This is a genomic window from Halanaerobium salsuginis (assembly GCF_900114545.1).
Taxonomy (GTDB): Bacteria; Bacillota; Halanaerobiia; order Halanaerobiales; family Halanaerobiaceae; genus Halanaerobium; species Halanaerobium salsuginis.
This window is the reverse complement of sequence record NZ_FOTI01000086.1, coordinates 1-2,393: the sequence shown is the minus strand read 5'-3', so window position 1 is coordinate 2,393 and position 2,393 is coordinate 1. Positions and strand designations below refer to the sequence as shown.

Sequence of the window (2,393 nt, the reverse complement as noted above, 5' to 3'; positions counted from 1 at the left end):
AATGTTTTTGTGGTTATTAACATTATACAAAAGGTACAGATATGTGTCTATTTTTTATCAAATCACAGCGTGCATTTAATTATACAATTTAATTTTTAACAGAAATAATAGCAATAGTAAGTGAATAAATATTCAATTAATCAGAAAGGATGATAAAAATGAATCAATTAACATTATATTATTTCCCAACCTGCCCATATTGTCAAAAGGTAACAAAGTTTATTGAAAAAAATAATCTAAATGAAAAAATTGAATTTAAAAATATTAATCAAGATACTAAAGCAGAAAAAGAGTTAATTGAAACTGGTGGTAAAAGACAGGTGCCTTGTTTATTTATTGATGGAGAGCCGCTCTATGAATCAGATGATATAATTAACTGGCTTAAAAGTAATTTAAGCAGTTAAATTAATCTTATAATAATTAATTAGCTATAGGGTAGTTTTAAATAAATTAGACTACTCTATAGTTTGAATTAACTTATGCTAAGCTTGATAAAGAAAGTCGGTGACTATAATTAAAAATGCTGTACTTATTTACTTTAGCTATTATAATAATACTTTATATAATTGATTCACAAAAAACTATTAATGGAATTAAAATTGGACTCAAAAAATTACAAAAAAACATTCCTACCTTTTTAAATTTAATTATTTTAGTTGCTTTAGCTTTATATTTTATTTCAGATAAGCTAATTATAAAATATCTCGGCAGTGGAAGTGGTATAACAGGAGTTCTTCTAGCCAGTTTTTTGGGTTCTGTAACCTTTATGCCGGGCTTTATTGCTTTTCCCCTGACAGGTGTTTTACTTAAAAAAGGAGTAAGTTATACTGTTATTGCAGCTTTTACTACTACTTTAATGTTGGTTGGTATAGTTACTTTTCCCTTAGAAAAAAGATTTTTAGGAATAAAAATTACTATCTTAAGAAATATAATCTGTTTTGTCGTTGCTTTAATTGTTTCGGCTTTAATTGGTATTTTTTATGGTGAGGTGATTATTAAGTGAGATCAAATATTAGAAAGTACTATTTTATAATAGCTTTTTTTATTTCTTTATTAATTACTTTTTTTACTAAACAACAGCTAGCTGTTGCAGTTTGGAATAATTTTTATAGCTTTTTTTTAACAATGATTAAATTTATTCCAGCTGTTTTTATTTTAATTGGACTATTCGATGTCTGGGTAGATAAAAAAACTATTAAAAAACATTTAGGAAATAATTCCTCCCCTCTGGCCTATATCTGGATAATTATGCTAGCAGCTACAACTGTAGGTGGACTTTATGTTGCTTTTCCTGTAGCAGCCGCTCTAGCCAAAAAAGGAGCCAGACCCCGAATTATATTTTCTTATCTTGGTCTGGCAGCAGTTTGTAGAATTCCGATGACACTTTTTGAAGCAACTTATCTAGGTTATACTTTTACAGCTTTGCGCTGGCTAATTTCAATTCCTCTAATAATTGGCAGCAGTATTTGTTTAGAAAAGTTATTAAAAAAAACAAACTTTAAGACTGAGCTTTCAGGACCTTAACCTGACCATTTTTATATCCTACTATAACCAGATCTGTCATACCAGCAAAAATACCATTTTCAACTACACCGGGCAGCTGATTTAATTTTAAAGCTAATCCAGCTGGATCTTTTATTTTCCCAAAATCACAGTCCAGAATATAATTATCGTTATCAGTTATATATTTATTCTGATTAGCCTGGCGTAACTTTGCTGTGCAGCCTAATTTTTCTATCATTCTTTTGGTATATTGCCAGCTAAATTTAGTTACTTCAACAGGTAAATCAAAATCTCCTAAATAATCAACTAGTTTAGACTCATCAACTACAATAATCAATTTTTCAGTAGCAGAAGCAACTATTTTTTCACGCAGTAATGCTCCCCCACCGCCCTTTATTAAATTAAAATTCTGATCAACTTCATCAGCTCCATCAATAGTAAGGTCAAGCTTATCTACTTCAGCTAATTCTACTAATTCAATCCCTGCTTCAGCTGCTAATTGAGCTGTTTCTTTTGAAGTAGGTACAGCCTTAATTTTTAAACCGGTTTTAACTAATTCTCCTACCTTTTTAATAGCATAATAGGCCGTTGAGCCAGTCCCCAGGCCTATAATCATATCAGATTTTATATATTCAGTTGCCTTTTCCCCTGTTAAACGTTTCGCTTCCATCAATATCTCTCCTTAAAATTAAATAGTTAACTACTTTTATTTAAATATTATCAAAAGCTATTTATAAATTCAACATAAAGATTAAGTTAATATTTTTAAAAATATAATCTAGCAAAACAGACTAAAATTATTGGTTGTATAATTAATGTTGTGAAGAAAAAACTGTAAATCTAAAAATATCTAAATAAAAAAGGCATTTGCCTGGCTCCGTTGAATTAAA

Annotated in this window: 4 protein-coding genes; 3 read left to right on the top strand and 1 reads right to left on the bottom strand. The window is 29.0% G+C overall.

Annotated features, from left to right (window positions below):
• Positions 1-158: 158 nt before the first annotated feature.
• The 3 genes from BMZ74_RS14235 to BMZ74_RS14225 all read left to right on the top strand — a co-directional run bounded on the left by BMZ74_RS14235 (position 159) and on the right by BMZ74_RS14225 (position 1,524).
• Positions 159-404, top strand: coding sequence for a glutaredoxin family protein (locus BMZ74_RS14235; RefSeq protein ID WP_089862865.1), 246 nt, complete (start codon positions 159-161; stop codon positions 402-404).
• A 116-nt stretch (positions 405-520) separates the two neighbouring features.
• On the top strand, positions 521-1,003 hold the full coding sequence (locus BMZ74_RS14230) for a hypothetical protein (RefSeq protein ID WP_089862864.1): 483 nt from the start codon (positions 521-523) through the stop codon (positions 1,001-1,003).
• Positions 1,000-1,524 (top strand): permease, encoded by a 525-nt coding sequence (locus BMZ74_RS14225; RefSeq protein ID WP_089862863.1) that lies wholly within the window; start codon positions 1,000-1,002, stop codon positions 1,522-1,524. Before BMZ74_RS14230 ends, BMZ74_RS14225 begins: the two co-directional genes overlap by 4 nt.
• On the opposite strand, the gene rpiA is transcribed toward BMZ74_RS14225, so the two are convergent.
• Positions 1,499-2,173, bottom strand: coding sequence for a ribose-5-phosphate isomerase RpiA (rpiA, locus tag BMZ74_RS14220; protein ID WP_089862862.1), 675 nt, complete (start codon positions 2,171-2,173; stop codon positions 1,499-1,501). The two genes, BMZ74_RS14225 and rpiA, sit on opposite strands and share 26 nt — an antisense overlap.
• Between the last annotated feature and the right edge of the window lie 220 nt (positions 2,174-2,393).

What these genes read in the sequence shown, in the direction of transcription:
- BMZ74_RS14235 (WP_089862865.1), top strand. Translation starts at nt 159, where the DNA reads ATGAATCAATTAACATTATATTATTTCCCAACCTGCCCATATTGTCAA.
- rpiA (WP_089862862.1), bottom strand. Translation starts at nt 2,173, where the DNA reads ATGGAAGCGAAACGTTTAACAGGGGAAAAGGCAACTGAATATATAAAA.
- BMZ74_RS14230 (WP_089862864.1), top strand. Translation starts at nt 521, where the DNA reads ATGCTGTACTTATTTACTTTAGCTATTATAATAATACTTTATATAATT.